Genomic DNA, 14,082 nt, shown 5'->3' on the forward strand with positions numbered 1-14,082 from the left:
CGAAACGGTCAGCGCTGGAGCCAGCCTCGCACGCGGCCGAGGAGAGTGCGGCCGGAGTCGCGGTCGCGTTCGGTGAAGAGGAATTTCAGTTCCTCTTCCAGGGCCTTACGGACTACGTCGCGCAATTCCTTTGCGGCCGAGCCGAGGTCTTCCGCGTCGCGCCAGGGAGCCGGGTCGATCGGGGCGCCCGCGGCGAAGTAGAAGCGTTCGGGGCGCGGGATGACGGTGGGGCCGAGGCCGCGGAGCAGCGGGGGTGTCAGTTCTGGGTTGAGGCCGAGGGCTTCGACGGTCCAGCGCAGCGGGCGCAGCAGGGGGTGGTCGCCGTCGATCACGATGTCGTAGGCGTCGTCGACGCCGATCATAGCGATGGGCACGATCGGCGCGCCCGCTTCGATGGCCATGCGGGCGAAGCCGGTGCGGCCCTCCCATTTGAGGACGTACTTCTCGTTCTTGCGGCGCACCGCTTCTCGGCCGCCGCCGGGGAACACGATCACGGCGTCGCCGCGCTTCAGCAGGGCGAGGCAGTTACCGCGGGTGCCGCGCACCGCGCCGTAGCGGTGCAGGAAGTGCCGCAGGCCCGGGACCGCGATCAGCACGTTCTCCGCGAGACCGCGGATCAGGCGACCGCGGCGGCGCAGCACCTCGGGCAGCAGCAGCGGGGCGTCGATGCCGCCCATCAGGTTGTGGTTGCCGACGAGCAGGACGGGACCGTCGGCCGGAATGTTCTCCAGCCCGTAGAACCGTGGACTCGTCCAGGCCCGCAACGGCGCGAGCAGTGCCTCGATCACTCGAAGATCGCTGTCGGTCAGCGAAACCACCAACGGCGCACCATCACTGAGTCCTGGTTCGTCGAGCAACAGAGCACCGGACGGCCGAACTCCGGAATCGGCCGAGCCAGAACGATCGTGCGACATACATCCCTCCTGATGTCGACACGAACGATACCGTAACGAAATCCACTGCGTCGCACCGAATGTGAGCCCACCCACAGTTCAACCGGTCTGCTATCAACCCCACCCCCCCACACCCCGCCTCCCAAAACCCCACCCCGCCTGCCACACACCAATTCCCACCCACACCCGAATTTGCTAACAATTTCCGCCGCACCAAACCCTTCGCACGCGCGACCATGTCTCGTACGCGCCAGCCCCCACAACAGTGCCCCGCCAAGCAACCCCAGGACGGCCAGCGGAACATGACAGCGACAAAGTGCGAGTAAGCCCTCAGTGAAGTCCCTCTCGCCCGACCACCTACCCCCGTAGGTGCCTCGAGCGGGACATGGCTGCGGCGAACTGCGGCTAGCCCCTCACTGAGGTCCCGCCCGGTGCTACCGCCACGGTCGGACCGCCCACCCGCGAGCAGCCTGCCGAGCGGGACATGACTGCGACAAAGTGCGAGTAATCCCTCAGTGAAGTCCCCTCGCCCGACCACCTACCCCCGTACGTGCCTCGAGCGGGACATGGCTGCGGCAAAGTGCGAGTAAGTCCTCGGTGAAGTCCCCCTCGCCCGACCACCTACGCCGGTAGTGCCTCAAGCGGGACATGGCTGCGGCGCGTCGCGAGTAAGCCCTCAGTGAAGTCCCGATCGGCCGACCCGCCGGGGGCGTGGCTGCGGCGAACTAGCTGCCCTCGGCGCGGTCCCGCCTGGTGCTACCGACAGTCAGACCGTCGACGACAGACAACGCGTGGGACATGGCTGCCTCGAAACGCGAGAACGCTCCACCCTGCCGTGCCCCTCAACGCTGGCGCCACGCGTGGACCGGCAAGACCCGCAACCGATCCGGATCCTCCGCCCGCCCACCCGCGGGCAGCCTGCCGAGCGGGACATGACTGCGACAAAGTGCGAGTAAGCCCCCCAGTGAAGTCCCGCTCGCCCGACCTCCTACCCCGGTAGGTGCCTCAAGCGGGACATGGCTGCGGCGAACTGGGGCTGGGCCCTCACTGAGGTCCCGCCCGGCGTAACCGCCACGTCGGACGGTTGGCGACAGACAACGAGCGGCATATGGCTGCCCCGAAACGCGAGAACGCTCCACCCTGGCGTGCCACTCCATGCGCGCGCCACGCATGGACCGGCAAAGCCGCCACATTCGACCCGGATCCTCCACCCGCCCACCCCACGAGCAGCCTGCCGAGCGGGACATGACTGCGACAAAGTGCGAGTAAGCCCTCAGTGAAGTCCCGCTCGCCCGACCACCTACCCCGGTAGGTGCCTCGAGCGGGACGTGGCTGCGGCAAAGTGCGAGTAAGTCCTCGGTGAGGTCCCGTTCGGCGCCAATTACTACTCCTGGCCGATGCTGATCGCTACTCCCGGCCGATGCCGATCACTACTCCCGGCGACGCCAATCGCTGCCCCTGGCCGACGCTGATCACTCCCGATTGGTGCCGATCACTACCCCCGGCCGATACCGATCACTCCGGATTGGTGCCGATCACTACCCCCGGCCGACGCCAATCGCTGCCCTCGGCCGATGCCGATCACTACTCCCGGCCGAAGCCGATCACTACTCTGGCCGGTTCTGATCGCTACCCGGTAGGTGCCTTGAGCGGGACATGACTGCGGCAAAGTGCGAGTAAGTCCTCGGTGAGGTCCCGTTCGGCGCCGATCACTCGCGATTGGTGCCGATCACTACCCCCGGCCGACACCGATCACTGCCCCCGGCCGACACCGATCACTACTCCTGGCCGGTGACCACTGCCCCCGGTCGACGCCGACCCACTACTCCGGGCTGTGGCCGTTGGTTTCTGGGGCGCCACCGGTGCTTGCGTGGGCGTATTCCGAGAGGGCGGCGGCGAGGGAGTGGGGGACGCGGGCGTGGACTCGGGTGCCGCCTTCCTCGTGGGTCGAGGTGATGATGCGGCCGTCGGCGTGGATGCGGGCCAGTAGGTCGCCGCGGCTGTAAGGGAGCAAGACGCTTACTTCTACGTCGAGGCCGCCAAGGACCTCGGCGAGGCGGTCGCGCAGGGCGTCGATACCGAGGCCGGTGTGGGCGGAGACGAACGCCGCGTCGGGGAGCTGGCCGCGGAGGCGGGTGAGCGCCATCGGGTCGAGGGCGTCGATCTTGTTGACTACCAGCAGTTCTGGCGGGGCGGCGGTGCCCTGCTCCTTGATCACGTCGGTGATCACCTCGCGGACTGCCTTGATCTGTTCGGCGGGCAGTGAGTCGGAGCCGTCGACCACGTGTAGCAGCAGGTCGGCACCGGTCACCTCCTCCAGCGTCGACCGGAACGCCTCGACCAGCTGGGTCGGCAGGTGCCGGACGAAACCGACGGTGTCGGTGAACACGACCTCGCGGCCGTCGTCCAGATCGGCGCGACGGGTGGTCGGATCCAGGGTGGCGAACAGTGCGTCCTGCACCAGCAGTCCCGCGCCGGTCAGCGCGTTCATCAGGCTGGACTTGCCCGCGTTGGTGTAGCCGACGATCGCGACCGACGGGATGCCGCTGGAGTTGCGGCGGGCCCGCATGGTGTCGCGCGCGGTCTTCATCTCGCGGATCTCGCGGCGCAGCTTGGCCATCCGCTCCCGAATGCGGCGACGATCGGTTTCGATCTTCGTCTCACCGGGACCACGCAGACCCACACCGCCACCGTTGCCACCCGCGCGGCCACCGGCCTGGCGGGACATGGACTCACCCCAACCGCGCAGGCGCGGCAACATGTATTCCATTTGGGCCAGCGCGACCTGCGCCTTGCCCTCGCGGGAGGTGGCGTGCTGGGCGAAGATGTCCAGGATCAGCGCGGTCCGGTCGATCACCTTGACCTTGACGACCTTCTCCAGCGCGGTCAGCTGCGCCGGGGTCAGTTCACCGTCGCAGATCACCGTGTCGGCACCGGTTTCCAGCACGACGGCACGCAGCTCGTCGGCCTTGCCCGAGCCGATGTAGGTGGCCGGGTCCGGCTTGTCCCGGCGCTGGATCAAGCCTTCGAGCACTTCGGAACCGGCGGTCTCGGCGAGCGCGGCCAGTTCGGTCATGCTCGCGTCGGCCTGCGCCGCGCTGCCCGTGGTCCACACGCCGACCAGCACGACCCGTTCCAGGCGCAGCTGCCGGTACTCGACCTCGGTGATGTCGGTGAGCTCGGTGGACAGCCCGGCGACTCGGCGCAGCGAGCTGCGTTCGTCGAGCTGCATTTCGCCGACCGTCGGCTCGGCGGCGGTCCAGCCGCCGGACCGCTTCATCCGCGCGGCGTGCTCGGCAACCACATCGCCGGTCGCGGCGTCGTCGGCAGCCGTGTCGTCGAGCTGGATGGCGTCATCGGCCGCCTCGGTGAAGTCGTCGGCCGGAGTGAATTCATACGTCTTTTTCGTCATACAAGGTCCATGGTCCCACGAGGTACCGACATAGCGCATCGGGATATTGCCCACGCCGTCCGCCGGTGTGTCGCGGAACGGTGGTTTCAGCGGCTCTGCCACCAGCTCTCGGCGAGGGTGCCCGAGGCGACCAGCACCGAGGGGCCGCGCAGCCAGGCGGTGCCATTGGCGAGCCGGACGGTGACCTCGCCGCCCGGGATCCGCACGCGCACCTCCCCGCTGTCGGTGGCGATCCGGAAACCCTCGCGGGCCAGTGCCGCCGCGGCCGCCGCGACGGTTCCGGTTCCGCAGGAACGGGTTTCGCCGACGCCGCGTTCGTAGACACGCATGTCGACAGAGCGGTCGGCGTCGAGCGCGGTCACGATCTCCACATTGACGCCGTGCGGGAACAGGTCCGGGTCATAGCCGGGCGGCACGGTGAGGTCGAGCTTGGCCAGCCCTTCCGCGGACAGACCGGGATCGACACAGGCCAGGTGCGGGTTGCCGACATCGATGCCGAGGCCGGAGTATCCCCACCCGGCCACGGTCGCGGTGGATTCGCCCAGTTCGCGCACGACACCCATCTCGGTGGTGACGTCACCGTCGACCGCGGTGGCGGCGTGCACGGTGGCCGGACGACCGCCCGCGCGGCTGCCGACGACGAATTCGTGCCTCGTCTCCAGGCCGGAAGCCACCAGGTAGTGCGCGAATACGCGAGTGCCGTTGCCGCACATCTCGGCGATCGAGCCGTCGGCGTTGCGGTAGTCCATGAACCAGTCGCTGTCGCGCACCCCGTCGGGCAGCTCGGCGAGCACGCCCGCGTCGCGCAACGCCCCGGCCCGCGCCACCCGCAGCACACCGTCGGCGCCGAGTCCGCGCTGCCGGTCGCACAGCGCGCTGACCCGCTCGGCGGTCAGCTCCAGCCGAACGTCGAGGTCCGGCAGCAGCACGAAGTCGTTCTCGGTGCCGTGGCCTTTGGTGAACGCGATGTCGGACACGTGCGTGTTCTCCCTACCTTGTCGTCATTTGGCAAACGTCCGACGCTGCCGCGAAATTTCGTACAGCGCGACGGCGGCCGCCGAGGGTGCGCCGAGCGAGCTCGCGGTGCCGCCCATCGGGATGTGCACCATATCGTCGCAGGCCGCCTGCCAGGCGGCGCTCATCCCGCTGGTCTCGTTGCCGATGACGAGGATGGTGGCCTCGGTGAAGTCGTAGTCATAGGCGGCGCGGGGGCCGTTCTCGTCGGTGCCGATGATCCGGGTGGGGATGCCGCGGCGGACCTGCCGGTCCCGGAATTCGACGACCTGTGCCGCCCCGGCCGCGCGCAGCACCGGCATGGCGAACAGCGAGCCGGTCGAGGCGCGGACGGCCTGCGGATCGTACTGGTCGGCGCCGTGTCCGGTGACGATCACGCCGCTGGCGCCGAACGCGTCGGCCGATCGGATCAGCGTGCCGAGATTGCCCGGCGAGTTCGGGCGATCGAACACCACGACGACGGGTGCGTCCTCGCCCGGCTCCCCCGGTTCGAAGGTGTCGAGTTCCTGCTGCCGCGACACCGCGACGGCCACCAGTTCCGGTATGCCGCCGACCTTTTCGCCGAGCTCGGCCATCAACTCCGGGACCAGGCCGACCTGCGGGACCTCGCTGGTGTCCAGCAATTCCCTGGCCCAGCTCGACAGTTCCGGGGCGCCGAGCCGGTAGAGCAGCGTCTCCAGCGGCCAGTCGTTGGCCACGGCCTGGGTGATCGGACGCACGCCCTGCACCAGGAAGCGGCCGTCCCGGTGGCGTTTGGTCCGGTTGTTCAGGTAGGCCTGCCACACCTGGACGGAGGCGTTGCGGGTGCTCACACGTCGGGTCACTGCGGAGTCCGTTCTTTCTCGTCGAGCAGGGCGAGGGTGCTCGCCACCAGATCGGGGGCGGCGCCGTTCACCCAGCGCACCCTGGGGTCGCGACGGAACCACGAGCGCTGCCGTCGGACGTAGCGCCGCGTGCCGATCAGGGTGCGTTCTTGTGCGTGCTTCAGGTCGTATTCGTTGTCGAGGTACGACAGGACTTGTGCGTAGCCGATGGCGCGCCGGGCGGTAACGCCCTCGCGCAGGCCGCGGTCGATCAGGGCCCGTACCTCGTCGACGAGTCCGGCGGCGAACATCAGCTCGGTGCGACGTTCGATCCGCTCGTCCAGTTCGGCGGTGTCGCGGTCGACGCCGATGATCACCGTGCCCCAGCGCGGCCTGCCGATCTCCGGCGCCGAGGCGGCGAACGGCTTGCCGGTGAGTTCGACGACTTCGAGGGCGCGCACCATGCGCCGTCCGTCGGTGGGCAGGATGGTGGCCGCCGCCGCGGGATCGGCCTGCCGCAACGCGGCGTGCACGGCTTCGACACCGCCCTCGGCGAGCACCGTCTCCCAGCGGGCGCGCACGGCCGGGTCGGTGGCCGGGAACTCCCACTTGTCCAGCAGCGCTTGGACATACATCATCGAGCCGCCGACGATGACCGGGACGTGCCCGCGCGCCATGATCGCGGCCACGTCCGCGCTCGCCGCGGCTTGGTAGGCGGCGACGGTCGCGGTTTCGGTCACGTCGAGGACATCGAGTTGGTGATGCGGGATGTCCCGCCGCTCGGCGACGGTGAGTTTCGCGGTGCCGAGGTCCATGCCGCGGTAGAGCTGCATCGCGTCGATGTTGACGATCTCGCCGCCGAGCTGTTCGGCCAGCTCGAGGCCGAGGTTGGACTTGCCGGTGGCGGTCGGGCCGACAACGGCGATCGGGGTGATGCCGGATTCGGTCACGGCCGCCACAGACTCACGTGATAGCCGACGCCGAACGGCGCGTCCCGGAACAGCGTCTCGACCATCGGATCAGTGTCGAACAACCCGGCCAGCACCTGATAGGCGGCCCGGCCGGACATGACGAGTTCCCCGCACAGTGCGGGATCCAGCGCCGTCAACCCGGCGCGATCACCGGCGGTCAACGCGCGATCGAGTTCGTCCTGGACAGCGGCGGCGCGTTCGTCGAGATAGCCCGGAGCCTTCAACGACAGGGTCGCGGCACCGTCGGCCACCACGAGCACACCGTGCCGCCCGCCGGAGCCATCCGTTTCCGCGCGCAGTTTCGCGCCGAGCTCGACACAGCGATCCGCGGCGGTGCCGTCGGCGACGATCCGCGCGTCCGCGCTCGTGCCCGGTGCGACCTGTCCCCGCAACCATCCGGCGATCAACACCGGCAGCGGAAGCTGGGCATCCGGCTCGCCCGCCGCGGCAGCCGACAGCGCGACCCGAACGTCGGCACCGAACCCACGAAACGTACCGACCGTCTCCGGCCCGAACACCTGGTCGGCGGCACCGGTACCGACGATTGTCCACCGGTCTGACACCGCCGCAAGGGCTTCCGCCGCAGCCAGCACAGCCGCCCGCAGCCGCGCCCGCGGATCATCGCGCTGACCGGGAACCGCGCCGGTCGCCGCACCGCAGAGCTCGGGCACCAGGATCGGCGGCGACGGGACCAGGGCGGCTATCGAGAACACGTGGTAACCGTAACCGTTGCGCAGGGCACCGATACGCACCGCGGGTACCGCCCGGCTTCGAGTGTCTCTGCCGCAAAGCTGGTCGAGATTGATACTGTTCGATGAGCTACAACCCAGGTCATCAGGGGTTGCAATCCCCGTGATTCCTCCGAGTGAAGGCATGGGTCGATGGTCACAAGAGCTCGGACCGGGTTCAATGGGATGAGCTAGGGCGTAACCAGGCAGCCGTGACGCGCGGCAGGGACGAGGAGCAATGACCGACAGCAACGGAACCGCGAAAGCCAGCCCCGGCGCAATGCCGCGCTCTTCCGGTGCCCCGAAACCCGGTGGCTCGATCCAACCGCCCAAGCCGCACGCGACCCCGGGCCAGGCTCAGCACCCGCATCCCGTCGTCGTGCCCTCGGTTACCGACCCCAGCGCCTGGGGCCGGGTCGACGAGGACGGCACCGCCTGGGTGAAGACCGCCGACGGCGAACGCCAGGTCGGCTCGTGGCAAGCGGGCGACGCCGCCGAGGGTCTCGCCCACTTCGGTCGCCGATTCGATGATCTGGCCACCGAGGTCGCACTGCTCGAGGCCCGCCTCGCCGCGGGCGCGGACGCCCGCAAGACCAAGGCCGCCGCCGTCGCCCTCGCCGAATCGCTGCCCACCGCCGCCGTCATCGGGGATATCGAAGGGCTCGCGAAGCGCCTGGCCGCGATCGCCGAACACTCCGAAGAGGCTGCCGCGCACGCCAAGGAGGAGAAGGACCGGGCCAGACACGAGCACACCGAACGCAAGGAAGCGCTGTGTGCCGAGGCCGAGAAGATCGCCGCCGAATCCACCCAGTGGAAGGCGGCGGGCGACCGGCTGCGCGAAATCCTCGACGAGTGGAAGTCGATCCGTGGCGTGGACCGCAAGGTCGACGACGCGCTGTGGAAGCGGTACTCCAAGGCCCGTGAGGCGTTCAACCGCAGGCGCGGCGCGCACTTCGCCGAGCTCGACCGGGAACGCGCCGCCGCGAAGACCCGCAAGGAAGAGCTGTGCGTGCGCGCCGAGGAACTGTCCGGTTCGACCGATTGGGTCGGCACCGCGGGCATCTTCCGTGACCTGCTCGCCGAGTGGAAGGCCGCGGGTCGGGCACCGCGCGAGGCCGACGAGGCGCTGTGGCGGCGCTTCAAGAGCGCTCAGGACGTGTTCTTCGCCGCCCGCAATGCCGCCGTCACCGAACGCGACGCCGAGTTCGACCAGAACGCGGCCGCCAAGGAAGAACTGCTGAAGGCCTACGAGCACATCGATCCGGCCAACGGTTTGGAAGCGGCCCGCGCCGCCCTGCGTGAGCTGCAGGACAAGTGGGACGCCATCGGCAAGGTGCCGCGCGAACGCATGCAGGAACTGGAAGGCAAGCTGCGCGCCATCGAGAAGCGGGTCCGCGACGCGGTCGACGCGCAGTGGCGCCGCACCGACCCGGAGGCAATGGCCCGCGCGGCCCAATTCCGGGAGCGGGTGGCGCAATTCGAGGAGCAGGCCGCCAAGGCGCAAGCCGCGGGCAAGGCTCGCGATGCCGAGAAGGCCCTCGAGCAGGCCAAGCAGTGGCGCGAATGGGCCGAAGCCGCCGAGGGGGCAGTCACCAACCGCTGACGCACCGAACGATCAAGGCGGGCTTCCAGCAATGCGCTGGAAGCCCGCCTTTGTCGTTGTGCGAGGTCAGTTTTCGCCGGTGAGGCGGCGGCGGTCGCGTTCCTCGGCGGCGGCCGACGCGGTGCGGCGTTGTTCTTCGGCGGCCAGTTGCAGGGCGGTGCGGCTCCAGACGACGCGGATCCAGTGGAAGGTCAGCACGATCGCGGCGATGGTGCCGAGGATGAGCCCGATTGCCGGGCCCGCGCCCTGGTAGTTGCCGATGCCGGGCGTCTGCCGGTGCCAGATGGAGAAGACGCCGAACACGCTGGTGATGGCGGTGCCCGCGACGGCGATCCAGGCGAGGAACCAGCGGCGGGTCATCAGGGCCAGCGTGGAGAAGCCGATGCCGAAGACGACGAGGAACCAGACGAAGATCCGCGACGGCAGGCCGATGTGCTCCAACCGGGCGGCCTCGGTGCTGAGCAGTACGTCGAAGCCGCGCGCGCCCCCGGCGTGCGGCAGCACCAGCGAGAGCAACAGGACGAACACCGCGCCCGCGACCACCATGGCGCGCACCCCGGGGTCGATCTCCCCGGCGATGCGACGTTCCACCGCGTCCAGGTCGTCGCGGAACTGTTCGAAATTGTTGGTCTCGACCGAGTTCACTGAACCCTCGTTTCCTTCGGCTCGTTCGTGGTTCGCTGCACTGCCCGCGTCCACTGTGCCATCACCGGATTCGGTCGGATCAGTCGACCCACTACCGCCGGTAGTAGGTTTGGGGTCTATCGGTTGCCCGGCCCCATCAGGCGTGGCGTCCGCTCCCCCGGCGCCCCGCACCCCGTCACGTTCTTCGCCCGGTCCGCTGCTCACGACTCCACCTCGCTAGCGCTCGGCTCCGTCGTGCGCAGTGGCGCGCTGCATCCTCGGTTCACTCGCTGACGCTCGCTCACGACTCCACCTCGCTGCCACTGGGTTCCGGCACGACACAGCTGGATGTGGCCATCGCAATGTGCTCACTCATGACCCGGCCTCGCCGCTCGCGCTCGACAGGACAACGGTACCGGCGATCGGCCCGCCCATCGCTGACCTTCGCCGCCACCCGATCCGTTCGCCGCGCTCCCTCACGCGCCGCATCCGGTCGAGCAGCCGGCGGCCGCGACCGGTTCCGGTGCGGGAGCGCCGATTCGGGGCAGCCCGAGCCCGACGCCGATGGGTTCGGTCTTCGGCGTGATGCCGCGTTCGTGCGCGTCACCGGCGGCGGTGCGGCGGTGCGACTTGATCGGGGCGTCGGCGATCAAATGATGCGGTGCCGCCTCGGTGATATCGACGGTGATGATGTCGCCGGGGCGGATCGACTCGGCGGTGCCGCCCGGTCGGAAGTGCACCAGCCTGCCGTCGCGGGCGCGGCCGCTCATGCGCGCGGTGGCGGCGTTCTTCTTGCCCGCACCGTCGGCGACCAGCAGTTCGACCTCGGTGCCGAGGAGCGCCCGGTTCGCGTCGAGCGAGACTTCCTCCTGCAACGCGATGAGCCGCTCATAACGTTCCTGCACAACGGCTTTCGGCAGCTGATCGGGCATCTCCGCGGCGGGCGTGCCGGGCCGCTTGGAGTACTGGAAGGTGTAGGCGCTGGTGAACCGCGCCCGGCGGACCACGTCCAGGGTCTCCTGGAAGTCCTCCTCGGTTTCCCCGGGGAACCCGACAATGATGTCGGTGGTGATCGCCGCGTGCGGCATGGCGGCCCGCACCTTCTCGATGATGCCCAGGTAGCGCGCCTTGCGGTAGGACCGGCGCATGGCTTTGAGCACCTTGTCCGAGCCGGACTGCAGCGGCATGTGCAGCTGCGGGCAGATGTTGGGGGTCTCGGCCATCGCCTCGATCACGTCGTCGGTGAACTCGGCCGGGTGCGGGGAGGTGAAGCGCACGCGCTCCAGTCCGTCGATGCCGCCGCACGCGCGCAGCAGCTTGGCGAACGCACCGCGGTCGCGCGCTTCGTCCGGATCGGCGAACGAGGCGCCGTAGGCGTTCACGTTCTGGCCGAGCAGCGTTACCTCCAGTACGCCCTGGTCGACCAGCGCCTGCACCTCGGCGAGCACGTCACCGGGGCGGCGGTCGACCTCCTTGCCGCGCAGCGAGGGCACGATGCAGAAGGTGCAGGTGTTGTTGCAGCCCACCGAGATCGACACCCAGCCCGAGTACGCGGACTCGCGCTTGGCGGGCAGGCTCGACGGGAACGCCTCCAGCGATTCCAGGATCTCCACCTGCGCCTCGGCATTGTGCCGCGCCCGTTCCAGCAGCACCGGCAGCGAGCCGATGTTGTGCGTGCCGAACACCACGTCCACCCACGGCGCCTTGCGCACCACCACGCCGCGGTCCTTCTGCGCCAGGCAGCCGCCGACGGCGATCTGCATGCCGGGCTGGTCGGCCTTGATCGACGCCAGATGGCCGAGGGTGCCGTAGAGCTTGTTGTCGGCGTTCTCGCGCACCGCGCAGGTATTGAGGACGACCAGGTCGGCCGTCGCCCCCGGCGCGGCCTTCACGTAACCCGCGTCCTCCAGCAGTCCGGACAAGCGTTCGGAATCGTGCACGTTCATCTGGCAGCCGAAGGTGCGGACCTCGTAGCTGCGCGTGCCTTCAGCGGGAAGTTGGGTGGGAGTCAACACTGGCCCGCCCGTCGCCCGACCACCGCCCCTCATCGAGTCGCTTCGCGACGCTGCGTCTCCGATCGAATCCACGCGTCCAGGGTACGGGGACGCGCAAAGCGGGTTTCGGGGGCATCGGCGCAGGCAACGGACGCCGCACCGGCTGGTCACGTGACACCGTTCCACCTATCCCCGGGCCACCCTGGGACCCGCACCGGAGGCATTCATCGGACGTATTACCGAGACGTGTCTTTTCGGCGCGGCGTGACGGTGTGTCGCGGAAACTCGGGCAAATCCGTGTTTTCCCCTTAAGGTCTTTGACCATGACCGACGACGCCGCCGCGCCCGATACAACGGGGGACGCTTCAACCGGGGACGCCAGCGCCGCCACCAGCGCGCCGATGATCTCGATGCGCAATGTGCAAAAGCACTTCGGTGAACTGCACGTACTGCGCGATATCGACCTCGAAGTTCCCAAAGGACAGGTAGTCATTGTTCTCGGACCCTCGGGTTCCGGGAAGTCGACGCTGTGCCGCACCATCAACCGCCTGGAACCCATCGACTCCGGTGACATCGCCATCGATGGTGTCCCGCTACCCGCCGAGGGCCGCGGCCTGGCCGCGCTGCGCGCCGATGTCGGCATGGTGTTCCAGTCGTTCAACCTGTTCGCGCACAAGACGATCGTCGAGAACGTCATGCTCGCGCCGATCAAGGTGCGCAAGATCAAGAAAGACGCGGCGCACAAGCACGCGATGGAACTGCTCGACCGGGTCGGCATCGCCGACCAGGCCGACAAGTACCCGGCCCAGCTGTCCGGTGGCCAGCAGCAGCGCGTCGCCATCGCCCGCGCGCTCGCGATGAACCCCAAGGTGATGCTGTTCGACGAGCCGACCTCGGCGCTGGACCCGGAGATGGTCCAGGAGGTGCTCGACGTGATGGTCTCGCTGGCCAAGGACGGGATGACCATGCTGGTCGTCACCCACGAAATGGGTTTCGCCCGCCGCGCGGCCAACCGGGTCCTGTTCATGGCCGACGGGCAGATCGTCGAAGACGCGGAACCGGAGGTGTTCTTCACCGCGCCGAAGTCCGACCGTGCGAAGGACTTCCTCGGCAAGATATTGAGCCACTGAAACGCCAGATCGACCCGCTGTGTGAAGACCACGGCCAGCAAACCCACGAGAGGGAGAAGGAAACTCGATGAGGATCAACCGTGCCCTGCGACTCGGTGTCGGAGCGATCGCTCTGACACTCGCCGCCGCAACCGCCACCGCGTGTGGCGGCGGTGACAGCAAGTCCGCCTTGGACAACGCCAAGGACGGCAAGCTCACCATCGGCATCAAGTTCGACCAGCCGGGCCTCGGTCTGCGCAACAAGGACGGCTCCTACAGCGGCTTCGACGTCGAGGTCGCCAAGTATGTCGCGGAAAAGCTCGGGGTGAAGCCGGAGGGCATCACCTGGAAGGAGTCCCCGTCCGGCCAACGCGAGACGCTGATCGAGAACGGTCAGGTGGACTACATCGTGGCCACCTACTCGATCAACGACGCGCGCAAGCAGAAGGTCGACTTCGCGGGGCCGTACTACATCGCAGGCCAGTCGCTGCTGGTCCGCGCCGACAACACCGACATCACCGGCCCGGACAGCCTCAAGGGCAAGAAGGTCTGCTCGGTGAAGGGCTCCACCCCCGCCCAGAACATCGAAAAGAACTTCAAGGACACCCAGCTGCAGGCCAACGACACCTACTCGCTGTGCCTCGAGGGCCTGCGCGCGGGTTCGTGGGACGCGGTGACCACCGACGACATCATCCTCGCCGGTTACGCCGCGCAGAGCACCGGCGCGTTCAAGGTCGTCGGCAAGCCGTTCACCACGGAGAACTACGGCATCGGCCTGAAGAAGGGCGACAAGGAACTCCGCGACAAGGTCAACGACGCGATCGAGGCGATGATCGCCGACCAGTCCTGGAAGAAGGCGTTCGACTCGACCGTCGGTGTGTCCGGCTACCAGGCGCCGGAGCCGCCGAAGGTCAATCGGTACTGAGCTTCC

The 14,082-nt window shown here is 68.6% G+C and carries 11 protein-coding genes; 3 read left to right on the forward strand and 8 right to left on the reverse strand.

Going from position 1 to position 14,082, the window contains the following annotated elements:
- Positions 1-8: 8 nt before the first annotated feature.
- The 6 genes from ACFK0J_RS27500 to ACFK0J_RS27525 form a co-directional block, all read right to left on the reverse strand.
- A complete protein-coding gene (locus ACFK0J_RS27500) occupies positions 9-914 on the reverse strand; it encodes a lysophospholipid acyltransferase family protein (protein WP_378732120.1) in 906 nt (301 codons plus the stop codon).
- Positions 915-2,715: 1,801 nt separating this feature from the next.
- Complete coding sequence (gene hflX / locus ACFK0J_RS27505; protein WP_378743054.1) at positions 2,716-4,173, reverse strand: GTPase HflX; 1,458 nt, start codon at positions 4,171-4,173, stop codon at positions 2,716-2,718.
- Between the two features lie 218 nt (positions 4,174-4,391).
- Positions 4,392-5,273, reverse strand: a complete 882-nt coding sequence (dapF, locus tag ACFK0J_RS27510; RefSeq protein WP_378743056.1) for a diaminopimelate epimerase — start codon at positions 5,271-5,273, stop codon at positions 4,392-4,394.
- Between the two features lie 33 nt (positions 5,274-5,306).
- The gene (locus tag ACFK0J_RS27515; protein ID WP_218470390.1) at positions 5,307-6,143 is read right to left on the reverse strand and encodes an RNA methyltransferase; all 837 of its coding nucleotides are present in this window, start codon (positions 6,141-6,143) and stop codon (positions 5,307-5,309) included.
- Positions 6,140-7,072, reverse strand: coding sequence for a tRNA (adenosine(37)-N6)-dimethylallyltransferase MiaA (gene miaA, locus ACFK0J_RS27520; protein ID WP_378743058.1), 933 nt, complete (start codon positions 7,070-7,072; stop codon positions 6,140-6,142). Before miaA ends, ACFK0J_RS27515 begins: the two co-directional genes overlap by 4 nt.
- Positions 7,069-7,806, reverse strand: coding sequence for a hypothetical protein (locus tag ACFK0J_RS27525; RefSeq protein WP_378743059.1), 738 nt, complete (start codon positions 7,804-7,806; stop codon positions 7,069-7,071). The genes miaA and ACFK0J_RS27525 overlap by 4 nt, the downstream gene beginning before the upstream one ends.
- A 253-nt stretch (positions 7,807-8,059) precedes the next feature.
- Between ACFK0J_RS27525 and ACFK0J_RS27530 the strand changes: the two genes are divergently transcribed.
- On the forward strand, positions 8,060-9,424 hold the full coding sequence (locus tag ACFK0J_RS27530) for a DUF349 domain-containing protein (protein WP_378732122.1): 1,365 nt from the start codon (positions 8,060-8,062) through the stop codon (positions 9,422-9,424).
- A gap of 66 nt (positions 9,425-9,490) precedes the next feature.
- Here ACFK0J_RS27530 and ACFK0J_RS27535 read toward each other — a convergent pair whose 3' ends face one another.
- Complete coding sequence (locus ACFK0J_RS27535; protein WP_378732124.1) at positions 9,491-10,069, reverse strand: hypothetical protein; 579 nt, start codon at positions 10,067-10,069, stop codon at positions 9,491-9,493.
- 455 nt (positions 10,070-10,524) lie between these two features.
- Positions 10,525-12,096: a tRNA (N6-isopentenyl adenosine(37)-C2)-methylthiotransferase MiaB gene (gene miaB / locus ACFK0J_RS27540; RefSeq protein ID WP_378743061.1), complete on the reverse strand. Its 1,572-nt coding sequence runs from the start codon at positions 12,094-12,096 to the stop codon at positions 10,525-10,527.
- A 347-nt stretch (positions 12,097-12,443) separates the two neighbouring features.
- Here miaB and gluA point away from each other — a divergent pair, with 347 nt between their 5' ends.
- Together gluA and ACFK0J_RS27550 are read left to right on the forward strand one after the other, a co-directional pair.
- Complete coding sequence (gene gluA, locus ACFK0J_RS27545; RefSeq protein WP_378743062.1) at positions 12,444-13,172, forward strand: glutamate ABC transporter ATP-binding protein GluA; 729 nt, start codon at positions 12,444-12,446, stop codon at positions 13,170-13,172.
- A gap of 67 nt (positions 13,173-13,239) precedes the next feature.
- Complete coding sequence (locus ACFK0J_RS27550) at positions 13,240-14,076, forward strand: glutamate ABC transporter substrate-binding protein (protein WP_378732126.1); 837 nt, start codon at positions 13,240-13,242, stop codon at positions 14,074-14,076.
- Positions 14,077-14,082 lie beyond the last annotated feature (6 nt).

This window comes from Nocardia brasiliensis (genome assembly GCF_042691675.1).
GTDB lineage: Bacteria > Actinomycetota > Actinomycetes > Mycobacteriales > Mycobacteriaceae > Nocardia > Nocardia brasiliensis_D.